Raw genomic sequence first — 21395 nt, 5'->3', positions numbered from 1 at the left:
CTTTAGAAGGTCTCTTTTTATTTTGAACACTCCACTTATTACTTCAATAAAGGCAACCAGACATAAAATGTGCTTCCAGAGCCTTCTTTACTTTCGATTCGAATGGCGCCATTATGCACCTCAATAATGGATTTTGTAATGGAAAGTCCTAAGCCAGCTCCTCCATATTTTCGAGTTCTCGAGGAGTCACTACGATAGAATCGATCAAATAAGTAAGGCAAATGCTCTTTGTTAATGCCCGTGCCATTATCTTGGATCGATAATTGCACCCCGTCAGCTGCTTGTTTTAAGGTAATAACAATGCTTCCAGATTCAGCGTCCGTATGTTGGACGGCATTGTAATATAAGTTAAGAATGACTTGCTTCATTTTGTCTGAATTATACATGCATAGCATATTAGGGCTAATCGAGAAGCTGACTGATCTTTTACCAGCCAGAACTCGCAGCTGAGGTTCCATTTCATGGAGAACATCGTCCAAATCCCCTTCTGATAATTGAATATGCGGCGTGCGGTCAAGCTTAGCTAATAATAGCAAGTCCTCGACCAGCTTATTAACCCGTTCGGACTCTCCATACATGCTTTTAAGCGCCTTTTGCAGCTGATCTGGATTATTAGCTGCACCGCGCAGCAGAACCTCCAAGAACCCATGAATGGAGGTAAGCGGGGTACGTAGCTCATGAGAAGCATCGGCAATAAATCGCTGCATTTGCTCTCTAGCTTCTTTTTCCGCTTCAAATGAAAACTCCAAACGATCCAACATCCCATTAAAAGAAATCGAGAGCCGATCAATCTCGAGCTGACCTTGATGATCTGGAAAACGCTCGGTTAAATTCCCGCCATCAATTTGTTCTACCGTATCGACTAAGTTGGATAAGGGAACCAATGTTTTTTTCAATACAGGCAAGAAAGTAAGTAAGCCAAGGATTAGGGCAGTTATTGAGAGTGCCAAGAATGTAAAGAGCTGACGGAACAAGACATCATTTAGGGTGCTGGTGCTGGTATTAACCTGGGCTAATCCAATCAATTGCTGACCCCTGCCGACAATAGGAGTGAGTACTACCAGCTGCTCTACACCATTAGAATCGTTAATAATTTTATAATTTAAATCATTAGGGTTATTTTTTTGCTGTATAACTGCTAAATATTCTGCGGTTGACAGCTGCGGAGGAACAACATCATCTGGTCCGGTTAATGCAGTGAAGTTTCCGTTAATATCAATTAAAGCTATTGGTGAATCAAGAATAAAGGGTGGAAAGCGCTGACCTGGATTATTGTTTGGATTATTGTTTGAATTGTGATTTTGATTATTATTCTGATTGTTATTCTGATTATTATTCTGATTGTTATTAGGATTATCATCCAAGTTATTGCCTAATAATTGTTCCCAGCGTTCGCGCGGATACTGTTTTATAGCTTCTTTCATACTGGCCGCTTTACTTTTATAGATGAAGTCATGCATCAAAACGTATTGCAATAATCCGATAAGCATTAGTAAGCCCGCAAGGATAAACAAGGATCTCGATAATAGCTGGTAACGCAGGGAAAGGGGGGAGAAAAAACGTTTGATTCGACTTAGCCAATGAGTTTTCATGTCAAATCTATCCGATAACCTGCGCCACGAATGGTGCGAATTAAGCGATGTTCCTTATCATTCAGCTTTTCACGCAAGGAACGGATATAAACCTCAACAATGTTTTCTTCCCCGCCAAAATCATAGCCCCAAACCTTATCTAGAATCATCGCTTTACTGAGCACAAGCCCATGATTGATCACTAAAAATTTCAATAATCCGTATTCCGTAGTGGTCAGCTCTAAAACACGATTCTCAATAGATATTTCTTTACGGCGATCATCAATGCGGAAGGGGCCTTGAATAACCTCGCTTGCTAGGTTGGGAAATTGATTGCGTATACGTGCATGAATACGAGCCAAGAGCTCTTCAAAGCTAAATGGCTTCATCATATAATCGTCGGCTCCAAGACTCAGTCCCTTAACGCGATCTACAACTTCATCTTTAGCCGTTAGCATGATGACCGCTATGTTCTCGGTTTTCTTAAGCATGCGGCAGACCTCGAAGCCATCCATCCCGGGCATCATTACATCTAAAATAGCAAGATGCGGTTGAAAGCTTTTGGCTAAAGTAACTGCCGTCATGCCGTCCTGTGCAGTTTGAACTTCAAAGCCTTCATTGACAAGCCCAAGCTCTAGAAATTGTAAAATCGTCGCTTCATCATCTACTAATAATATTTTAATGCCTTTGATTTGGTTCATATTCAACACCTCAGCTTTATTTTACATTATTTTGTATGGATTGTACCTTTATTATGTTATCTTTTATTGAAATCTAGCTGAGTGAAAGCTGAAGGTAAGCTGAATTTCTTGTTATAATAAAATTCTAGTTATTATTCAGCATTTCTTCAGCAATCACTCATTTACATCTCAGGTTTATCAAGCATACTAGGAGAATAAAGCTTTGGTATACATACAGGAGGTCGTTTAAGATGAAAAAATCCAAATGGTTGAAATGGAAAATAGGTTTTGTGGGTGCTATTGGATTAACGATTCTCTTTCAAGAAGTAAGAACAAGTGCAGCTTTTGAAAAAGCATTTAGGAATGCTGATAATAATCAACCAACAGATACAGTGGTTCAGCAGGATCCGGTGATGGACGAATTTATTGCCAGTGTTGAGGAGCAAGACATTCAAATCGATCAGCAAGAAATTCAGTCCAGTCAATCGGAAAGTTCGACTATACCTTCCAATAGAAGATCACATACGAAAACAGGGCGCTCTTAAATGGACGAGTGAAAAGGAGGCGGGAGTTATGGTTTCTCAGCATCAAGTTACATTTAACGCAATGAATACTCAAGTAGAATTGACCTTCTGTAGTGTAGATGAAGCTGCTGCTGGAACTGAAGCCTTCGCTAAAAATTGGTTCCGTTATGTAGAAGATCGCTTCAGCAGATTTATCCCGCAAAGCGAGCTAAGTCAGCTAAATCGCTTAGCCGGGGATTGCTGCCTGGTATCAGAAACGATGCTTGAGGTCGTTCAACTTGCTGAAATGTATCGGCAATTAACCAATGGTATATTCGATCCGCTATTATTAAATAGTTTACTTAATGCAGGCTATACGGAATCCTTCGAACAGCTAATAACCGCCAATAACATTAAAACACATAGAGCAGCTAACTCTAATCAGAGACACTCCATTATAATAGATAATGGCATGAAATCGATTCAATTGCCTGAACAGGTCACAATGGATTTGGGTGGAATCGTCAAGAGCTGGGCAGTCCAACGATTGGCTAATCATTTTCAGAAGAAGCTATTGATCGATAAAGGAATCATTAATGCTGGCGGTGATCTTACTTGTTGGAATCATTCTTCTACTGCTAACGAGCTGCCTTGGGTCATAGGAATTGAAAATCCATGGCAAGCGAATGAAGAATTGGGACAGCTGGTTATGTCTAATGGTTCTATAGCAACCTCTAGTAAATTGGGTAGACAGTGGCAGAATGAGCTAGGTAGCATGCATCATATTATTGATCCGAGGACAATGCTGCCTAGTGATAATGAGGTTGTACAATGCATGGTTATGGGGAAAAATGTGATCGATTGTGAGATTTGGGCAAAGGTAATTTGCATTGTAGGCTGCTCTGAGGGGATAGAATTATTAAACGCCAAAACAGAGGATTATGAAGCAATTATTTTTACTGCACAGCAAGAAACGCATTATTATGGAGAAAAGGCATTACTGGATTCACATTGGCTTGAGCTGGAAATCGATCATTATCATGTAGGAGGTTGTTAAGATGATTGAGCTCATTACAACCTTACCGATCTGGCAGATTATTCGTTCGTCAGGCATCGCATCATATATTCTCTTAGCTGTTGGAATTTGTTTAGGAATCCTCTACAGCTTTCCTTTTTTTAAAGGTAAAAACAAGGTGAGATTGCATAAAATGCATACTTTTTCTACTATCTCAGGTACAGGTATTGGCATGTTGCACGGGATGATTACGGTTATAGATCAATATACGGCATTTAACTGGAGTGAGGTGTTAATTCCATTTACAGCTGTGCGCGCTCCAGTTCTGAATGGCCTAGGTACCTTAAGTGTTTATGGGATGCTGCTGCTTATTTTCACCTCTGATATTCGCCATAAACTCCAGAAAAAAGTTTGGCTGCTGATCCATATGCTATCTTATCCGATCTTCATAATGGCGTTTATTCATGGTTATTTCCTTGGGACAGACAGCAACTTATCTGGGATTAGATGGGTTTACTTTGGTTCGATTACATTAGTTATTTCATTGACTGCCTTGCGAGCTGCTCTAGTACCAACATCATCAAGGTTTAAGTCCTCTAAACTTAAATCTACTGTTCAACGTGACTTTTAAAGGCTTTGCAGCCAAAGCATGAAACTCTTAATAAATTGAAAATTTAAATGTTTATGCGGCACATGAGGTGTTAATTTCCAAGCCTCGCGTGCTTTTTTTTCGATTTCGGATTTAACTTGATTCATTCTGGTTTCATATTCGTAAAAGCTGTTCATATGCTTCACTCCCTTATGACTTAATTATAGCTAGATAAAGATGAATAAAAATTGTAAAATATAATTTATATATTTCACCTTTTAAAAAGGAGTTGGGCCTACGATGATTCTGGAACACTATTACTTAAAAATTAGACAATTGAACCCAACGGTGGCTAGAGGAGTTAGCTTTGAGATTACACTTCAAGAGTTAACGGATTTGTTTGAATGCTCGGGGCGTAATGTAAATTTAATTCTCCGTAAGATGGAGGAGCGGCAATGGATCGATTGGATTGCAGGGAGAGGACGCGGGAATCGCTCGCACATGACATTTCTGGTTTCAAGAGAATCACTTGTCCTGCAAATTGCCCAGGAGTATGTGGAGAAAGGCGATCTTAAACAAGCCTTTGCTTTTCTAGAAGACTATGCACAGTTACCTTTTGTTAAGGACCAGTTTATGTATTGGCTGGATACTCACTTTGGCTATCGTACAGAAACGAATAATATGAATGTCTTGGAAACTTTGCGTATTCCCTATGATAAAACGATAAAATTCATTGATCCAGCATTTATTTATTATGCCGTCGAGTCACATTTAGTCAAAAATGTTTTTGATTGCTTGGTTAAATACAATACTCAGAACGAGAGCTTCGAGCCACATCTAGCCCACTATTGGACGAAGAATGAGCAGGGTACGGAATGGAGCTTTTACCTGCGCAAAGGGGTTTATTTTCACCATGGCAGAGAGCTGACGGCACATGATGTAAAGTTTACCTTAGAAAGGCTGCTGGATAATGAGATTAAGTCACCCTTTCGCTGGTTAGTAGCTGATATTGAGCGGATAGAAGTGGTAAATAATCATGTAGTCAGTATTTATTTAAAAGCTGCTAATCATTTATTCTTGAGATTTTTAAGCTTTGACGCTACTTCCATAGTACCTCAGGATGCTGTTAAAGATTTGGGTGAGCAATTCATGCAGCTGCCGGTGGGAACAGGTCCATTTAAGCTAGTTAAAAATGATGAGAATATGATTGTGCTTGAAGCTTACCACCGTTATTTTGACAAGCGGCCTCATCTAGACAGGGTTGAAATATGGTTGACTCCAGAACGAAAGCTGGATAGTGAGAAACGAGATACAGATTCCTATCAAATGCGCAATTACCTTTGCGGGGAACGGGGGATTAACGCGCCAGATGAATGGTTGGTAATTGAAACTAGTTCAATAGCCTGTCATTTCCTCACATTCAATTTATCTCAAGATGGCCCTCAGCAGCATAAATGGTTTCGTCAAGCCTTGCATCATGGTTTGAATCGTAAGAAGCTATTAGATATCATGGTACCCGAAAATACTAAAGAGGTTGGGAGCTTTTTCCCAGATCCTGAGGTGAGCCAATTTGAGTCCAGCTATGATCTGCCATTAGCCCGCAAGCTGCTTGCAGAGAGTGGGTATAATCAAGAAAAAGTGACTATCTATGGAGCTATGACGAATGAGAGCATGCAATGGTTTGTTAAAGAATGTGAAATTTTAGGTATTCAACTGGAGATTATTCAACCACCTAAAAATGGTGCACAGCAATTAATAAAAATCAAAGAATCCGACTTAGCGATTGGTTCAATTGTAACGGAGGATGAATCTGCTTTTTCATTAATTGAGATCTTCCTTAGTGAGAATACCTGCTTTCATAAGAGTATGAGCCCACAGCATCACGAGCAGATGAAGGGGATCATCAAAAGAGTATATGAGGAGCCCATACCTGTGGAACGTTATAAAATAGCTAAAGAGCTGGAGCAGATGCTGAAGCAGGATGATGCCGTGCTTTTTTTATACCACCGTCAGCTGAAAACGCAGGTACATCCATCTTTAAAAGGGGTACATTTGAACTCTTTAGGCTGGGTTGATTTTCGGAGCGTATGGTTTGAGTCTAAGGTATGAGAATAATTCTCCCTTTCTATATTGTTTTCTGGAAACTTTTAAGATTGCGTTTTTCTTGATATACTTACAAAACGAGGAAGAGGAAGGGTGAAGTTATGTTAACAATTTCTAGCTATACAGTCGAGCTAATTAAAGATCCATTTGGTATTTTAAGCGGGAAACGATATGAATTTTTGCTGGATTTGGATGTGCCTGATGATGACGAATTATATTCCGAGAATGGCATGTACGTACGTGCGTTATATTTAATTGATGAGAATAAATCAGTATTGCTTAAGTATGAGATTTTCGAGAAAGATACCGAGATTTATCAGGACTTTGATCTCGAAGATGATGAAGTGGAAGTCCTTGCCGCTTTTTGTAAAGCGAATTATGCGGAAGCTGAGGAATAAGAAATTTATAAAAATGACTTGTAAATTAAATTGTATATGCTAGAATCAATTTCATAAATCATTTTCTTTATAGACAGGCTGACCGAATATTCATACTATGATTTTTTAAAAAAGTGCTAAGCAGTAGACTTTTTCATTTTAATGTATTGATTTAATCGGTCAGCTGTTAATTTGCATGCCGTGTAGGTCAGACAGGCGAATTCAAAATCAACCTTTGCTAATGCGCCACGATGGCGAATGTTATTTAGTTGAAAGAACTCTTTTAAGTAGGCATTTACACGTTCAACGGCTGTTCTTTTTTTGTACTGTTCCCTATATCGGTCACTACCACGTGCTGGAACCGTATATCTTCTTGGGTTATCATCGATCTTTTTCTTAAATACTTTCTGACAGTGTCCATCGTTAAAAGGGCAGGTTGAACATTCTTTGGGCTGTGTGTATTTGATCGTTTCGTACTTCGGGTCAAAACTATCGTATCGATAAGAATGACCTTCTTTACAGACGGGACGAAAGTATTTATCCATGCCATCTTCTTGATGTTCATTCCGGCGGTTGTAATCGATGAGGGCCCTTGCACCCATGCTCTCGACTTGCTTATAAATCGGTACGAGATCATAACCTGCATCCGCGATCACTTGAGAAATGGCTAGTTCAGGATGCTTTTCAGCAAGTCCTTTAAGTAAGGGAATGGCCAACTTTCCATCATTCATATTTCCTGATGTAAGTAAGGCTGTAAGGATATATTGGCTTTTGCAGTCGACGACAAGATGGGCTTTGAAACCGTACCAGAATACATTCTTGCCTTCCGAATTTTTCTTTACGCCCCAGGCTGGAGTTAACGGGATTTCCTTCACCAACTCGTCATAGCTGTAGGAGGCTTGGGTTTCTACCTTTTTCTCGAATAACGTTCGATTCTCTTCCAGTTCCAACTGTTCCTTGAGCCATTGTTCTCGCTCACCCTTGGACTTGCGTCCCCGTTTCTTCGTTGGCGTTTTCGTGTTTAGTGGTTGACTGTCTTCCTTCTTTTTCTCGGGTTGACGATCTCTGGCTTCAACATGAGTTGCATCTATAGCTACCGCGGAAGCATCGATAAAACCCTCATGAAACGCTTGCTTGACTAGGTCTTGTTGAGACTGCTGGAACACTTCCGATTGTAGTAGTTTCTGGATAAGTCGCGTGTAAGAAGCTTCACTTGGAATTCGATCAGAACCCATAAATCCACAATCCGTGCTAAATTCGATACTTCGTTTCAATCGTTTCCGCAGATCTTTAATGGTTGGAATACGTTCAACGATTCGAATGAATAAAGATTGCAGCATAGCTACGTAGTTGAGCTGAGTTGGTGCCCCTAAAAATGCCTTTTTAGATACAACGCGTAAGAATGGATTAATATCTAACGTCTCAAAAAGATAAGCAAACGTATCTTTGGGTGACATTTCTAATAAATCCTGCAAGGAAAACAGACTTTCTTGTTGAATATTGTACATTGGGAGATGCTCCTTTCTTCTCATCAGTGTCTGGTAGGGGTACTAAACACTTCGAGATTTGGGGAGGCACTCCTTTTTTTATGCTCTAAAAACTTAAGCGCAATAAGGCTTTGGAATTATGAAATTGATTCGCTAATATGTTAATAAATTAAATGAAACGGCAATGAAGAGAAAAACACACAAGTGAGTTATGTTCAGAGAGCAGAGGGATTGGTGAAACCTTTGTCTTAAAGCGTTGTGTGATGTCATCTCTGAGCCTTTGATCGAAAGTCAGTCAGCCTTCTGGGGGATGGCGAGTAGAATCAAACGGATTGGCACTCGTTATTGTGCTTGAGGGAAGGATTGTCTTTCCTCATGAGACCGGATTCGCAAGAATTCCGGTAAATCAGGGTGGTACCGCGAAATTTCTCCTTTCGTCCCTTTAAAGTCACTAAGTTTTTGTGATTTTAGAGGGGCGAGAGGTTTTTTTATTATCCAAAATGCAATGAAGAGAAAAATACACAATTGGTTTATGTCCAGAGAGCAGAGGGATTGGTGAAACCTTTGTCTTAAAACTTTGTGTAATGTCGTCTCGGAGCTTTTGATCGAAATCCGGTTTGATAGCAAGCTGAGCTGGAAAGTAGAATCAAACGGATTGGCACACGTTAAAGTGCTTGAGGTAAGGATAGTCTTACTTCATGAGGCTGGAATCGCAAGATTACCGGTAAATCAGGGTGGTACCACGAAAATTCTCCTTTCGTCCCTTTAATGTCACAGAGTCATTGTGGCATTAAAGGGGCGAAAGCTTTTTTAATTTGAAGGAGGTACTACCATGGAAACAAGCAAACAAAATCATCAAGAAACCGAACAAAAGGCTATTACAGGATCGGAGCTGCTATTGCAATGTTTACTCTCAGAAGGAGTGGAATGTGTTTTTGGCTACCCAGGTGGAAACGTACTTTATATCTATAATGCCATGTATGATAAGCCAGGTTTTAAGCATATTTTGACCCGACATGAGCAAGGGGCGATTCATGCAGCTGATGGTTATGCGCGTTCGACGGGAAAGGTTGGAGTATGCATCGCGACCTCAGGCCCAGGGGCAACTAATTTAATTACAGGAATCGCAACTGCCTACATGGATTCTACTCCATTAGTTATTATCACGGGCAATGTGCCAACAACGGTAATGGGAACAGATGCATTCCAAGAGGCGGATATCGTTAGTATGACAATGTCGATCACAAAGCATAGTTACTTGGTGCGTGATGTTAATGATCTGCAGCGTATCATCCAAGAAGCTTTTTATATAGCGAATACAGGACGCAAAGGTCCTGTATTGATTGATATCCCTAAGGATATCTCCAATCAACAAATTATGATGCAAGAGACTAAAATTTTGCTTCGTGGATATCAGCCATCCTTGGAATTTAATTATGAACAGGTAGACAAACTGTTAGAAGCAATAGCCGCAGCAGAGAAACCCGTAATCATCGCTGGAGGCGGTGTTGTTTATTCAGATGCAGCTGAAGAGCTCTTAGCATTCGTGCAAATGGCTCAAATACCTGTAACTACAACGTTGCTTGGATTAGGTGGATTTCCAAGCAAACACGAGCTTAGTATAGGGATGCCAGGGATGCATGGAAACTTCACTGCCAACACAGCTATTCAACAGGCTGATCTTATCATATCTATTGGCTCACGTTATGATGATCGGGTTACCATGAAGCTCGACGGCTTTGCGCCTAAAGCTCAAAAGTTCGCTCATATGGATATTGACCCTGCTGAGATTGGCAAGAATGTTCGAACGGAACTTCCATGCATAGGTGATATTAAAGCCATGCTAGCCTATGCTAACCAGCATGTTAAACAGGCTAATACCAAGCATTGGCTTGCAGCAATTGAACAGAATAAGCAGCAATTTCCACTGCGTTATAAGGATTCCACAGAGGTGCTGAAACCGCAGTTTGTCATAGAAATGATTAGTGAGACAACAGCTGGGGAAGCCATTATTACAACAGATGTAGGCCAGCATCAAATGTGGACGGCACAATTTTATAAATTCAAGCATTCACGCTCTTTGATTACATCAGGCGGTTTAGGCACAATGGGCTTTGGATTTCCAGCCGCAATTGGCGCTCAAACAGGCAATCCAGATCGCCTCGTAATCTCAATTAATGGTGATGGCGGAATGCAAATGTGCGCGCAAGAGCTGGCTATCTGTTCAATCAACAAGATACCTGTAAAAATAGTTGTCATTAATAATCAGGTTTTAGGCATGGTTAGACAATTGCAGGAGCTTATTCATGATAATAGATTTAGCCATATTGATTTAGCTGGCAGTCCGGATTTTGTTAAATTGGCTGCAGCCTATGGGGTTAAAGGGCTAAGGGCAACGAATAAAGCGGAAGCCGAGGAAATCTGGCGGCAGGCTTTAGAGACGGATGGTCCTGTGCTGCTGGAATTTGTTGTTGCCAAGGAAGAGAATGTTTTTCCTATGGTTGCCGCCGGCAATACACTAGATAAGATGATCATGGGTGATTTTGTATAATGTAAATAAAGTCATCTACAATACGCCTTCTTTTACAGCATGTTGAAGTGAGGGAAAGTGTGGTGCAAACCCAAGCTGCGTTTGAATCTTTTTGGTATTTACAATTTGCAGCCAAGCTGGAGCAATAGCCCGAGTCATAGCATCATCTGCAAACTTCTCATCAAACAATTCCATGATTTCAATAGCAGCAACAGGCGCATCATCAGCAACATTGTATATTTGTCCATCGATGCCATCTGTTTCAACTGCAAGAATGATGGCTTGAGCTACATCCGCGTGATGTACAATATGGATTTGTTGCTGCGGATTCCAATTGCGGAACCAGGCTAATCCTTCTTTTAGATGAGGATCATTCTCCCCATATACAAAAGCAAAACGAAGAATTCTTAAGCCTAATCCTTGGTTGCTGTGGAGCTCCATCAGCTCCGCTTCAGCAGCAGCTTTAGTCGCTGGGTATGGTGCTTGAGGATTCAGAGTATCCTGCTCATCAAATGGTACTTCACGGCCAGGTCCATACACCAGATTGGTGCTAGCCATTACGAATCGCTTAACTCCAGCCTTTAGAGCTAAGCTTGCGAGAGATTTGGTGCCTTCCAGATTAACAGCTTGTGTTTCTTCCGGGGTAGCTCCTCGAAAAAATGCAGCGAGATGAATGATTGCATCGATGTTGGCGAGCTTAGCTTCATAGCTATCTGGAATTAATAAATCGCCTGCTATTAGCTCCACACCTTGCCCTTTTAAATGAACGGCTTTCTCGGGCTGACGAACTAGCAAATGAATGTAATGGCCTCTCTCCAACAAACGGGCAATAAGCCGACTTCCAATCCGCCCTGTAGCTCCTGTTACCATAATATTCATCTTGATTTCCTCATTTCATCGATTCTTAGTATATTTGTAATACGTTGAATGGTACAATCCTATTATTACTTTTATTTTATCGTAGTACCACATGCTCTTTATCCTAGGATTAAGAGTGTTAGGATAGGAGGATGAATGATGAATGATAACGAAAGACGGCAAGCCTTGGCCGACTTTCTGCGTACAAGACGCGCACACCTTACGCCAGCAGATGTCAATCTGCCCAATGGGAGTCGGCGTCGTACTCCAGGCCTTAGACGTGAAGAGCTAGCACAGTTAGCTAATATTGGAACGTCGTGGTATGTTTCTTTGGAGCAGGGGAGAGACGTGCGTCCTTCAGAGCAGGTTTTGGAAAGCTTGGCAGTCGCACTCCGACTTTCTTATGCAGAACGCCGTCATTTATTTGTACTTGCTCAGCCCCATGAGCTGATGATTACGGCTCCACCAGAAGAAATCGTCACTGCCGCACATCTCAATTCGATTCATGCTTTGAATCCACATCCAGCTTATATTATGGGCAAGCGTTGGGATTTACTGGCTTGGAATAAAGCAGCGGAGCTCGTTTTTGCCTTTTCTGAGATTGCTCCACCGCATTCACGAAATTTTTTATGGAGATGCTTTACCAGTCCGGTTTTACGAAGCCACTCACAGTGGGATAAGCTTGCGGAGAGTTTGATTGCTCAATTTCGTGCAGACAGTGCGCGGTTTCCTGGTGATAAGTGGTTCTCAGAGCTAATTGACGATTTAAATCAATCAAGCGAGGTCTTTCGTTTAGGGTGGGCTAAACATGATGTAAAGGGCATTCCAGATGGGCATAAATCTATGAATCATCCCGAACTTGGAAATCTGGAGTTTGAACATGTTACCTTACAGATGCCAGCCGACCCAGACCAAAAAATGATTTTATATACTTGTTCACCTGATACAGCAATCAAATTAACTACACTTTTATCCAGTTAAATGAACGGAGAAGAGAAAGGATGGTCATGCAGCTATTAGACGTTTTTGTTTACTTGGGAATTGTAGCAGCAGGAATATCTGGTGCCCTAATTGGAATCAAAAAGCATATGGATTTGTTTGGCGTGATTTGCCTATGTATTGCGACTTCTTTAGGCGGGGGGATCGTTCGCGACTTATTGGTAGGTTATGTGCCTCCCGTGGCTTTCATTGAGCCAAGCTATTTTTTTGTAAGCTTAACCGCAGGGATTTTAACATGGATCTTTTACCATAAAATAGATCGGATTGGCTATCTAATCCTTATTTCAGATGCGATAGGTTTAGGTGTATTCACCGCAGTTGGCTCCAACACAGCGATCAGTCTCTATGATAATGAGCCGTTTTTAGTTGTCTCGATGGGTCTGATTACGGGGATTGGCGGTGGTGTATTAAGAGACTTATTTGCTCAGGAAATTCCTTATGTGTTTCGTAAAGAAATTTATGCTATAGCTTCCATTTTAGGCTCCATTAGTTTAATTCTAACTTACGATCTCTTTCCCCACATGATTTCCTTATACATTTGTCTTGGGGTAACTTTTAGCTTACGGATGGTTTCTGTCATTTATAAGCTCAACTTCCCTGTTCTAGCATCTGAGAAGAAGTGAGGTTCCCATGACACGTCAGCGCAGTATTACATTAACACAAGGGATTGCTTTATATATGGGAGCGGTGCTTGGTTCTGGCATTCTGATTCTACCAGGCTACACAGCGGATGTGGCAGGACCTTCGTCGATTATTTCTTGGATAATTATCACACTATTGAGTGTCCCCATTGCTTATACTTTTGCTAGATTAGCTTTAAAATATGAGAACTTTGGCGGCATTGCAACAATCGTACAGCATGCATTCGGCACTTATTGGAGTGCGATTGTTGGTTGGTTTTTCTATGCATGGGTAGCAACGGGGCAGGCAGTGGTTGGATTAACAGGTGCTGCTTATATTGTCGAAGCACTCCATTTAACAGAGCCTTATCTCTATTTGTTTGCATTCTTGTTTCTGTTGCTTGCTGTGGTATCTAATTTTTTTGGAATGAAGGTTAGTGGATTATTTTCATTGGTGTTAAGCGGGGCTGTATTAGTCCTATTAATTATTACCATAGCCTTCGCTATGCCGCAGATGGAATCGATTCATTTTACGCCTTTTGTTCCTCATGGAATTTCGGGTATCGGCAGTGCTTGTGTGTTGATCTTTTGGGCCTTTTTTGGTTGGGAGAGCATTACGCATTTGGTGCCAGAATTTAAGAATCCGCAGCGGGATGTCATGCGCAGTATGTGGTTTAGCGTTTTTATCATCGGCGGGGTTTACATCCTGCTTTCCGTGGTAACGATTGGGACACACACCTATGGTGATGCTAGTATGAAGGCTCCACTTTCCGTACTAATGAGTAAAACAATTGGAGTGAGTGCTGGTTTAGCTACTGCAATTGTTGCCTGTATTGTATGCTTGGGTACGTTAAATGTATATTTAGCGAGTTCATCTAGATTGGGATATGCTTTAGCGAAGGAACGTAAATTTCCTGGATGGTTTGCGGGGATAAGCAAGAGTGGCTTTCCTTACCGCAGCGCGCTGTTTTTGTTTTTAACAAATACAGCCACATTAGGCTTTAGCTATTATTGGCGGTTTTCCGTAGATCGGCTCATCTTAATCCCGACTACATTGGGTATTTTCGTATATATAATTGCTTCGGCCGCTTGTGTTAAATTGCTATGGCATGATCGCATTGGCCGGATTTCTGCAATACTAGCTTTAGGCTGCTGCTTATGTGTAGTACCTTTTGCCATTCATTATCTAATCGTACCGATTGTTGTTGCAATTGCTAGTATCTTATATTTGAGAATAAATCGAAAATTCGAAAAATAGAAGGGAATGATTATGATGGCGAGCACATTGTATTTCAAGGATAATTTTTTTAATTCAGGTAAAACAGATATTCTAAGTGAGAATCAGGAAGTTCTGGGCGAGGTCGATTTACGCAGTTCTTTTGGCTCGGGATTAGATATTTATAATGCAAATGGCGACTTGATGTATACAGGTACATTCCCGATGCTTTCAGGTAAATGGAATATAACTAATGCTAATGATGAAGAGGTTGGCAGGGTAAGGTCTAGATTAGCTTTTTTTGCCAAAAAATTTGAGTATGAAGCTTATGATAGAGGGATTTATGAAATAAAGTCTGAAATTTTCTCGACCCAATATGAAATGTTTGACGAGGAGGGGACATTAGCTGCAAGCTTTCAACGAGTGAGCGGATGGTTCTCGGCAGATGCGTATTGTTTAGAAAATCATTCTACTATTCTGGATAGTTATGAATTGGTAGCAGTGGTCATGGGGATGCATGAAATTCAAAAAAGACAGCGCTCCAGCTCCAATGGCTAATAAATATATTTAAATAGCATTGTCGAGATGTGTCGATTGCTTTACAATATGAATAGAGTCTATCTCTCACAAAATGACAGCTTATTCTGCAATTTAGTTAATGGAGGACCTATTCATGAAGTTTTCACAATTAAGAGTGTCGGCATTGAATATTATAATTATCATTGTGATGATCATTGTTAGTTTATTTAGTTATTACTCATTCCTATCTGTACAAAAGGATTCTGACTTTATTGTAAATGATACCATTCCGGTTATTAAAGCATCAGAGAATCTACTTCTAGATTTAATCAATCAAGAAACGGGAATAAGAGGTTATATTATAACTTCGGACATTAAATTTCTTGAGCCTTACAATCTTGGCGAGAAGAATCTGCAGCAGGACTTAGATACTATAGCTTCTTATGCGGATGCAAACTCTACTAAGCTGAGTGATATGACTAAGAATAAAGTAAGGCCGCAAATAGATAAAATAGAGAGCTTTTTCCAAGAGCAAAAATCTCGTGTGGAAAAAGGTAATGTAGATGAAGCGCGTACTCGGATAAATGAAGGCAAACAGAATATGGATTTATTCCGTGAAATTAATGCGGATCTTATCAATGAAATTGTTGGTATTGTAAGCAGCTCGCAATCTGCAGCCAATTCTTCAAGTAAAATCTCTCGCTTCATTATTGTCTTAGGTATTCTATTATCTCTCATCGCAGGGGTTGTATCGGTTTGGATGTATAAACGTTCTTCCAGAGCAGAAAAAGTCCTCAGGGAAAATGCAGAGAATCTCGAACAACAAAATGAAGAAATTATTTCGCAGCAATTGGAACAAGAAGCTATTATGCAAAAGCTGACGGAGATAGTTGCTGAAAACGAGCAGCAGTATTGGCTGAAAAATCAATTTGCAAGGATTACAGGCTTATCGCAAGGCGTTATAAATCTAGAAAAGCTGGCTAATATGCTTATAACGGAATTAGCTAAGCTGCTTGAAGCAGGTCAAGGTGTTTTTTATATCAAGGATACTAATAAGAAATCTCTGCATTATAGTGAATATGTGCTGATGGGAAGCTATGCGTTTACGGAGCGTAAAAACATTTCCAACCATTATCGCGTAGGCGAAGGTTTGGTGGGTCAGTCCGCTTTAGAGAAAAAATCTATTCTATTGACTAATGTACCTAGTGATTATATTCATATTCAATCCGGTTTAGGGGAAAGTAAGCCTCTAACAATATTCGTGCTGCCCATTGTATTTGAAGATAATGTTCTTGCTGTTATTGAGCTGGCTTCTTTTAATATGTTTAGCCAAGTCCAACAAGATCTATTAAATCAGGTATCTACCGCCTTAGGAGTCGTTATTGATAGTGTTACTAGCCGTCAACGCACAGAGCAATTGCTGAATGAGTCGCAATTATTGGCAGTCGAGCTGCAAGCTCAGCAAGAGGAGCTAAAGGCATCAAATGAAGAGCTCGAAGAACAAACCAACATGCTGAAACGATCTGAAGAGAAGCTGAAAATTCAAAGTGAAGAGCTGCAAGCCATTAATGAAGAGATGGAAGTCAAAACCAACCACCTCGAAATTCAAAAATCAGACATTGAAGTTCAGAATAAATTGATTCAAATCTCCAAACAGGAAATAGAAATTAAAGCCAGTGAGCTTGAGCTTGCCAGCAAATATAAATCAGAGTTCTTGGCTAATATGTCACATGAATTGCGCACACCGTTAAACAGTTTGTTGATTCTTTCTAAGTCACTAGCTAATAATGCTGAGGAAAATCTGACGGAGGATCAAATTGAATCTGCTAAAGTAATCTACAGCGGCGGTTTAGATTTGTTAACGTTAATTAATGATATTTTGGATTTATCGAAGGTCGAGGCAGGCAAGCTCGATATTCAACTCGAGGAGATTCAACTAGATACGATTCTGAATGATATTCGCAATCAATTTAATCATGTTGCCAAGGAAAAGAGCATACAATTCCACCTCGAAAAAGCAGATAATCTACCTGAAGCGATTCTAACGGATGGACAACGAACAGAGCAAATTCTTAAAAACCTGCTATCCAATGCTTTTAAGTTTACAAGGGAAGGCAATATCACACTTAGAATAGAGCGCCCTTCTTCAAATGTTAAGTTCTTCAATAGATCATTAACAGCAGATCATACCATTGCCTTATTAGTTAGAGATACAGGGATAGGTATTCCGTTAAATAAGCAAAAAGCTATTTTTGAAGCTTTCCAGCAAGCAGATGGTTCTACAAGCCGTAAATATGGGGGTACAGGGCTAGGCTTAACGATCTCTCGAGAGCTTGCCAAGCTTTTGGGTGGAGAAATTCAATTAGAAAGCCGTGAGGGTGAAGGCAGTAGTTTTACTTTATTCCTGCCGATTGTTGGGATTAATAAGGTGGATCAAGCTGATAGTTTGGAGCCTTTTAATGAAAATGAAGTCTTTGCCAGAGCTCAAATAAAGGCTGGAGAATCTCATATAGCAGCTGTAGATAGCTTTAATGAACCCTTGTTAATTAAGCTTTTTATTCCAGATGATCGGGATCAAATTCTAGCAAATGGTAAAGAAAAAACAAAATTTGTGCTTATCATTGAAGATGATCGGAATTTTGCTAAGGTTCTGATGGATTTGTCCCGTAAAAAAGGCTTTAAATGTCTGGTTGCTGGAGATGGCTTTAGTGGAGTTCAAATGGCTAAGCAGTATGTTCCAAGTGCAGTTTTATTGGATCTAGGACTTCCAGATATGAATGGCCTTAAAGTGCTGGATCATCTTAAATTTAATAACGAGACACGGCATATTCCGGTCCATATCATCACAGGAAATCAAGATAGTGCAAGCTCGCTTACACGAGGGGCGATCGGATTCTTATCCAAACCAATTAGCAGCGAGGACATCGATCTAGTATTTGCCAGAATTGATGATTCTCTAAGCGAACGAATCAAACAGGTCCTAGTCGTGGAAGATGATATCAATAACCAAAAAGCAATTTATGAGCTGCTGAAGCATAAAAAAATTGAAATTCATCGTGTTTATACAGGTAAAGAGGCATTGGACCAAATTCAAAGCAAATCCTATGATTGCATGATATTGGATCTTAAGCTGCCAGATATGACAGGCTTTGAGCTGCTTGAAGCTATGGTTGTACTCAAGGATGTAGTGATCCCACCCATTGTAATTAATACGGGGAAAGAATTAACTCAAGACGAATACAAGGAATTGAATCGCTTTACGGAAAGCATCGTTATAAAAGGAGTTAACTCTCCAGAACGTTTATTGGATGAAGTATCCTTATTCTTGCACAGCGTGCAGAAACAATTTCCACATGATCAAAAGCAGATGATTCGGATGATACATGATTCGGATGATACCTTAAAGGGTAGAAAGATCTTGTTAGTTGACGATGATCTGCGGAACACTTTTGCTTTATCGAAAGTCCTAAAACAGCATGGGCTTGAAGTGATTATGGCGGATAATGGAAAGCTTGCTTTGGACAAACTAGAGAGTGAAACAGGTATCGAGCTGGTTATAATGGATATTATGATGCCAATTATGGATGGATATGAAGCCATGAGGCACATTCGTGAGAATCCGGAGCATCAGAACCTGCCAATTATTGCTTTAACAGCTAAAGCAATGACCGGTGATCGTGAAAAATGTATTGAAGGGGGAGCCAATGATTATATGACAAAACCTGTGGATAGTGACAACCTTCTTTCTTTAATTCGTGTTTGGCTTTTTAAATAGAGATTATGGAAAAAGAAACGGAAAGAATTGAAGTTACCCTTCTCTTGGAAGCCATTTATCAAAAATATGGCTATGATTTTCGAAACTATGCCCGTTCATCTCTAATGCGACGGTTGGAGTTTATACGTAATAAATCCGGCTATCGTTATTTGTCCGAGATGATTCCGAAGCTGTTGTATGACGAAGCTTTTATAAATCAGCTATTACTGGATATGTCTGTAACCGTTACAGAAATGTTCCGTGATCCTGATTTTTTCAATGAGCTGCGAGTTAAAGTGATTCCATTGCTTAAAACCTATCCTTTCGTCAAAATATGGCATGCAGGCTGTGCAACAGGTGAAGAAGTTTATTCAATGGCTATTTTACTGAAAGAGGAAGGGTTCTATGATCGCGTGCAAATTTATGCAACGGATATGAATCAAGAATCTTTACAGATTGCTGAAGAAGGAATTTATCCCATAGAAAGCATTCGCAAATTCACCTCCAATTATAATAAAAGCGGTGGAACAGGCTCCTTCTCAGATTATTATTTTGCGAAGTACCAAATGGCTAAGATGAATGACGACCTCAAGAAAAACATTGTATTTACCAATCACAACCTTGTAACAGACCAAACCTTCGGTGAAATGCATTTGATAATTTGCCGTAATGTATTGATTTATTTTAACCGGGATTTACAGAATAGAGTGCTGCGTTTATTTGATCAGAGCTTAGTACATCGTGGTTTTTTATGCTTAGGCAGTAAAGAATCCTTGGAATTCACAGAAATCGTAGATGCTTATGAGAATGTTTCAGCTAAATGGCGTATTTTTCAGCAAAAACTACAATGAGGTGTTAAATGAGCGATCCACAATATGATGCTATTGTCATTGGGAGCTCTGCAGGTGGATTGCGAGTGCTCTTGGAGCTACTCGCTTTTATACCCAGTTCCTATCCAATTCCGATAATCATTGTTCAGCATTTACTAGATGGAAATGATAGTATGCTTGCTGAATTTTTGGATGAGAAATCAGCCATTAGCGTTAAAGAAGCAGCGGATAAGGAACCGATTATGAAAGGCTTTGCTTACATAGCTCCTCCAGGCTATCATTTATTGATAGAAGAGAATCATTCTTTAAGTCTATCGATGGATCCGCGAGTTAATTTTTCGAGACCATCGATCGATGTGCTGTTTGACAGCGCTGCCTATGTTTACGAGGAAAGATGTATCGGTATTGTGCTAACTGGGGCAAGTGGTGATGGCAGCCAAGGATTGAATAAAATAAAATTAAATGGTGGTCTAACATTAGTCCAGGATCCAGTGACTGCTGAATTCAGTACAATGCCAAAAGCGGCTATTCAAGCCACTGCAGTAGATCATATTATGACTATAGATGAAATGGGTCATTATTTACTATCGATTGTAGGGGGAGCATCATGATTAGCTTAGTAAACCAAGAAAAAATCGTAGCGAAAATTTTAGTAGTCGACGATCGTAATGAAAATTTATTTGCTATGGAAACGATTTTAAAGGCGCTGCATTGTGAAATTTATAAAGCGCATTCCGGGAATGAAGCTTTGTCGCTTACCTTACGCCATGATTTTGCACTGATTTTATTAGATGTGAATATGCCTGAAATGGATGGTTTTGAATTGGCCGAGCTGCTTCGTGGCAATGAAGAAACAGACAGTATTCCGATTATCTTTGTTACGGCTATTAACAAGGAAGATAAAAGTGTGTTTAAAGGCTATGAATCAGGTGCGGTTGATTATTTGTTCAAGCCTGTGGATACGGATATTCTATTGAGTAAAGTAAAGGTTTTCCTAGAATTAAACTTGAAGAAAAAAGAACTGGAAGCCTTTCAGGTTAAGCTGGAGCGAAGCAATGAGAATTTGAATGAGTTTGCCCAGGTTGTCTCCCATGATTTGAAAAATCCGCTTAATGTTATTATGGGACTCAGTGAAATGGTACTTAATAAACATGGCGAAGGCTTGAGTCCAAAAGGTAAAGAATGCATGCTGCACATTTCACGAGCGGCAGATCGCATGACTAGACTTGTTACAGATTTATTGGTTTATGCACAGGTGGACGCTCAGCCTGCTCAATATAGCTTAATTGATTTAAATTCCATTGTGGAAGACGTGATTCATGATTTACGCAATAATATTGAGGAATCTGGAGCACTCGTGGAATTAGTTGGTCAGTTAGCGATAATTGAAGCAGATCAAACACAAATGTACCAGCTGTTTCTTAATATAATTGGAAACGGAATCAAGTACCAAATCAAAGGTCGTACACCCTATGTAAAAATAACAATGAGCCCTTCCGTTGTCGAGAATTGGTGTCAAATTACCATAGAAGATCATGGTATCGGGATGAATGCAGCAGATATTGCCCATATTTTTGAACCTTTTAAAAGGTTGGAATCGGCGAAAGGCTATGAAGGTACGGGTTTAGGGCTAGCTACGGTTAAGAAGATTATGGATCAGCATCAAGGAACAATTAAAGTGGAAAGTACCCTTGGAGAAGGGTCAACCTTTCATATTCAGTTGAAACTAAAACGATGAAGAAAG

The 21395-nt window shown here is 40.1% G+C and carries 19 protein-coding genes and 2 other annotated features; of the genes, 14 read left to right on the top strand and 5 right to left on the bottom strand.

Going from position 1 to position 21395, the window contains the following annotated elements; translation table 11 throughout:
* Positions 1–38 precede the first annotated feature (38 nt).
* Positions 39–1490, bottom strand: coding sequence for a sensor histidine kinase (locus tag EHS13_RS21090; protein WP_405083513.1), 1452 nt, complete (start codon positions 1488–1490; stop codon positions 39–41).
* Positions 1491–1588: 98 nt separating this feature from the next.
* Positions 1589–2272: a response regulator transcription factor gene (locus EHS13_RS21085; RefSeq protein WP_155702283.1), complete on the bottom strand. Its 684-nt coding sequence runs from the start codon at positions 2270–2272 to the stop codon at positions 1589–1591.
* 230 nt (positions 2273–2502) lie between these two features.
* Between EHS13_RS21085 and EHS13_RS21080 the strand changes: the two genes are divergently transcribed.
* From EHS13_RS21080 to EHS13_RS21070, 3 genes are read left to right on the top strand one after another with little or no spacing between them, the layout of a single operon-like run.
* Positions 2503–2796 (top strand): hypothetical protein, encoded by a 294-nt coding sequence (locus EHS13_RS21080; protein WP_155702282.1) that lies wholly within the window; start codon positions 2503–2505, stop codon positions 2794–2796.
* Between the two features lie 28 nt (positions 2797–2824).
* The gene (locus tag EHS13_RS21075) at positions 2825–3811 is read left to right on the top strand and encodes an FAD:protein FMN transferase (protein ID WP_155702281.1); all 987 of its coding nucleotides are present in this window, start codon (positions 2825–2827) and stop codon (positions 3809–3811) included.
* A 1-nt stretch (position 3812) separates the two neighbouring features.
* The gene (locus EHS13_RS21070; RefSeq protein WP_193571437.1) at positions 3813–4400 is read left to right on the top strand and encodes a ferric reductase; all 588 of its coding nucleotides are present in this window, start codon (positions 3813–3815) and stop codon (positions 4398–4400) included.
* Here the strand turns inward: EHS13_RS21070 and EHS13_RS21065 are convergent.
* A complete protein-coding gene (locus EHS13_RS21065; protein WP_155702280.1) occupies positions 4397–4555 on the bottom strand; it encodes a hypothetical protein in 159 nt (52 codons plus the stop codon). The two genes, EHS13_RS21070 and EHS13_RS21065, sit on opposite strands and share 4 nt — an antisense overlap.
* Before the next feature lie 103 nt (positions 4556–4658).
* On the opposite strand from EHS13_RS21065, the gene EHS13_RS21060 reads away from it, so the two are divergent.
* Positions 4659–6467: an ABC transporter substrate-binding protein gene (locus tag EHS13_RS21060; protein WP_155702279.1), complete on the top strand. Its 1809-nt coding sequence runs from the start codon at positions 4659–4661 to the stop codon at positions 6465–6467.
* Between the two features lie 95 nt (positions 6468–6562).
* Positions 6563–6859 carry a DUF6509 family protein gene (locus EHS13_RS21055; RefSeq protein ID WP_155702278.1) on the top strand — a complete coding sequence of 99 codons (297 nt, stop codon included), beginning with the start codon at positions 6563–6565 and terminating at the stop codon, positions 6857–6859.
* Between the two features lie 116 nt (positions 6860–6975).
* On the opposite strand, the gene EHS13_RS21050 is transcribed toward EHS13_RS21055, so the two are convergent.
* On the bottom strand, positions 6976–8346 hold the full coding sequence (locus EHS13_RS21050) for a transposase (protein WP_155702277.1): 1371 nt from the start codon (positions 8344–8346) through the stop codon (positions 6976–6978).
* A 154-nt stretch (positions 8347–8500) separates the two neighbouring features.
* Positions 8501–8770 (top strand) — a binding site (T-box leader).
* Between the two features lie 51 nt (positions 8771–8821).
* Positions 8822–9093: a binding site (T-box leader), on the top strand.
* 64 nt (positions 9094–9157) lie between these two features.
* Here EHS13_RS21050 and ilvB point away from each other — a divergent pair.
* The gene (ilvB, locus tag EHS13_RS21045) at positions 9158–10876 is read left to right on the top strand and encodes a biosynthetic-type acetolactate synthase large subunit (protein WP_155702276.1); all 1719 of its coding nucleotides are present in this window, start codon (positions 9158–9160) and stop codon (positions 10874–10876) included.
* Between the two features lie 15 nt (positions 10877–10891).
* Here ilvB and EHS13_RS21040 read toward each other — a convergent pair whose 3' ends face one another.
* Positions 10892–11734 carry an NAD-dependent epimerase/dehydratase family protein gene (locus tag EHS13_RS21040; protein WP_155702275.1) on the bottom strand — a complete coding sequence of 281 codons (843 nt, stop codon included), beginning with the start codon at positions 11732–11734 and terminating at the stop codon, positions 10892–10894.
* A 135-nt stretch (positions 11735–11869) separates the two neighbouring features.
* On the opposite strand from EHS13_RS21040, the gene EHS13_RS21035 reads away from it, so the two are divergent.
* From EHS13_RS21035 to EHS13_RS21000, 8 genes are all read left to right on the top strand, one after another.
* Positions 11870–12694: a helix-turn-helix transcriptional regulator gene (locus tag EHS13_RS21035; protein WP_227013460.1), complete on the top strand. Its 825-nt coding sequence runs from the start codon at positions 11870–11872 to the stop codon at positions 12692–12694.
* A gap of 26 nt (positions 12695–12720) precedes the next feature.
* Positions 12721–13335: a trimeric intracellular cation channel family protein gene (locus tag EHS13_RS21030; protein WP_155705456.1), complete on the top strand. Its 615-nt coding sequence runs from the start codon at positions 12721–12723 to the stop codon at positions 13333–13335.
* Between the two features lie 7 nt (positions 13336–13342).
* The gene (locus tag EHS13_RS21025) at positions 13343–14590 is read left to right on the top strand and encodes an APC family permease (RefSeq protein ID WP_155702274.1); all 1248 of its coding nucleotides are present in this window, start codon (positions 13343–13345) and stop codon (positions 14588–14590) included.
* A gap of 12 nt (positions 14591–14602) precedes the next feature.
* Entirely contained in the window at positions 14603–15106 is a 504-nt protein-coding gene (locus EHS13_RS21020) for an LURP-one-related family protein (RefSeq protein WP_227013459.1), read from the top strand.
* 115 nt (positions 15107–15221) lie between these two features.
* On the top strand, positions 15222–18842 hold the full coding sequence (locus EHS13_RS21015; protein ID WP_162463184.1) for a response regulator: 3621 nt from the start codon (positions 15222–15224) through the stop codon (positions 18840–18842).
* 5 nt (positions 18843–18847) lie between these two features.
* Positions 18848–19672 (top strand): CheR family methyltransferase, encoded by an 825-nt coding sequence (locus tag EHS13_RS21010; protein ID WP_193571436.1) that lies wholly within the window; start codon positions 18848–18850, stop codon positions 19670–19672.
* An 8-nt stretch (positions 19673–19680) separates the two neighbouring features.
* Positions 19681–20262, top strand: coding sequence for a chemotaxis protein CheB (locus EHS13_RS21005; protein WP_155702271.1), 582 nt, complete (start codon positions 19681–19683; stop codon positions 20260–20262).
* Positions 20259–21389, top strand: a complete 1131-nt coding sequence (locus EHS13_RS21000; protein ID WP_155702270.1) for an ATP-binding protein — start codon at positions 20259–20261, stop codon at positions 21387–21389. Before EHS13_RS21005 ends, EHS13_RS21000 begins: the two co-directional genes overlap by 4 nt.
* The last annotated feature ends 6 nt before the right edge of the window (positions 21390–21395 follow it).

This window comes from Paenibacillus psychroresistens (assembly GCF_009728935.1).
Lineage (GTDB): Bacteria > Bacillota > Bacilli > Paenibacillales > NBRC-103111 > Paenibacillus_AC > Paenibacillus_AC psychroresistens.
The sequence above is the reverse complement of the archived record's forward strand: the minus strand, read 5'-3'. Positions and strand labels throughout refer to the sequence as shown.

What these genes read in the sequence shown, in the direction of transcription:
- EHS13_RS21090 (WP_405083513.1), bottom strand. Translation starts at nt 1,490, where the DNA reads ATGCTTATCGGATTATTGCAATACGTTTTGATGCATGACTTCATCTAT.
- EHS13_RS21085 (WP_155702283.1), bottom strand. Translation starts at nt 2,272, where the DNA reads ATGAACCAAATCAAAGGCATTAAAATATTATTAGTAGATGATGAAGCG.
- EHS13_RS21080 (WP_155702282.1), top strand. Translation starts at nt 2,503, where the DNA reads ATGAAAAAATCCAAATGGTTGAAATGGAAAATAGGTTTTGTGGGTGCT.
- EHS13_RS21075 (WP_155702281.1), top strand. Translation starts at nt 2,825, where the DNA reads ATGGTTTCTCAGCATCAAGTTACATTTAACGCAATGAATACTCAAGTA.
- EHS13_RS21070 (WP_193571437.1), top strand. Translation starts at nt 3,813, where the DNA reads ATGATTGAGCTCATTACAACCTTACCGATCTGGCAGATTATTCGTTCG.
- EHS13_RS21065 (WP_155702280.1), bottom strand. Translation starts at nt 4,555, where the DNA reads ATGAACAGCTTTTACGAATATGAAACCAGAATGAATCAAGTTAAATCC.
- EHS13_RS21060 (WP_155702279.1), top strand. Translation starts at nt 4,659, where the DNA reads ATGATTCTGGAACACTATTACTTAAAAATTAGACAATTGAACCCAACG.
- EHS13_RS21055 (WP_155702278.1), top strand. Translation starts at nt 6,563, where the DNA reads ATGTTAACAATTTCTAGCTATACAGTCGAGCTAATTAAAGATCCATTT.
- EHS13_RS21050 (WP_155702277.1), bottom strand. Translation starts at nt 8,346, where the DNA reads ATGTACAATATTCAACAAGAAAGTCTGTTTTCCTTGCAGGATTTATTA.
- ilvB (WP_155702276.1), top strand. Translation starts at nt 9,158, where the DNA reads ATGGAAACAAGCAAACAAAATCATCAAGAAACCGAACAAAAGGCTATT.
- EHS13_RS21040 (WP_155702275.1), bottom strand. Translation starts at nt 11,734, where the DNA reads ATGAATATTATGGTAACAGGAGCTACAGGGCGGATTGGAAGTCGGCTT.
- EHS13_RS21035 (WP_227013460.1), top strand. Translation starts at nt 11,870, where the DNA reads ATGATGAATGATAACGAAAGACGGCAAGCCTTGGCCGACTTTCTGCGT.
- EHS13_RS21030 (WP_155705456.1), top strand. Translation starts at nt 12,721, where the DNA reads ATGCAGCTATTAGACGTTTTTGTTTACTTGGGAATTGTAGCAGCAGGA.
- EHS13_RS21025 (WP_155702274.1), top strand. Translation starts at nt 13,343, where the DNA reads ATGACACGTCAGCGCAGTATTACATTAACACAAGGGATTGCTTTATAT.
- EHS13_RS21020 (WP_227013459.1), top strand. Translation starts at nt 14,603, where the DNA reads ATGATGGCGAGCACATTGTATTTCAAGGATAATTTTTTTAATTCAGGT.
- EHS13_RS21015 (WP_162463184.1), top strand. Translation starts at nt 15,222, where the DNA reads ATGAAGTTTTCACAATTAAGAGTGTCGGCATTGAATATTATAATTATC.
- EHS13_RS21010 (WP_193571436.1), top strand. Translation starts at nt 18,848, where the DNA reads ATGGAAAAAGAAACGGAAAGAATTGAAGTTACCCTTCTCTTGGAAGCC.
- EHS13_RS21005 (WP_155702271.1), top strand. Translation starts at nt 19,681, where the DNA reads ATGAGCGATCCACAATATGATGCTATTGTCATTGGGAGCTCTGCAGGT.
- EHS13_RS21000 (WP_155702270.1), top strand. Translation starts at nt 20,259, where the DNA reads ATGATTAGCTTAGTAAACCAAGAAAAAATCGTAGCGAAAATTTTAGTA.